Here is a 582-nt window from a genome sequence, read left to right on the forward strand (position 1 = left end):
TCCAGCAGGTGCGCCTCAAGTACCCCGGCAACGACGCCGTGCTGCGCCGCCTCTCGATCATCGATGAATCGGGCGACAAGGCCGTCCGCATGGCCCACCTCGCCACCGTCGGCTCCCACCACGTCAACGGCGTCGCCGCCCTCCACAGCGCCCTGGTCAGGCAGGACCTCTTCCCCGAATTCGCCGCCCTCTGGCCCGAGACGTTCACCAACGTCACCAACGGCGTCACCCCCAGGCGCTGGGTCGCCCTGGCCCATCCGTCCCTCCACGCCCTGCTCTGCGAGACGATCGGCCCCGACTGGCCCGCCTGGCCCCAGTCCCTCCGACGCCTGGAGGAGCTCCAGGACGACGGGGCCTTCCTGGAACGCTGGGCCCAGTGCAAGCGGATCGCCAAGCAGCGGCTGGCCGGCCACATCCACCGCCAGCTGGAGCTGGCCGTCGACCCGGACAGCCTCTTCGACGTGCAGGTGAAGCGGATCCACGAGTACAAGCGCCAGCACCTCAATGCCCTCCAGGTGATCGCCCAGTACCTGCGCATCAAGAACGGCCTCGCGGGCGGCATGGCCCCCCGCACCGTGATCT

General features: G+C 69.8%; 1 protein-coding gene. It reads left to right on the forward strand.

Annotated elements, in window-relative coordinates; all coding sequences use genetic code 11:
- On the forward strand, nucleotides 1-582 hold a 582-nt coding region (locus tag VB737_RS17255; RefSeq protein WP_500314783.1), incomplete at both ends, for a glycogen/starch/alpha-glucan phosphorylase.

It is taken from the genome of Synechococcus sp. BA-120 BA3 (genome assembly GCF_034931285.1).
GTDB lineage: Bacteria > Cyanobacteriota > Cyanobacteriia > PCC-6307 > Cyanobiaceae > Cyanobium.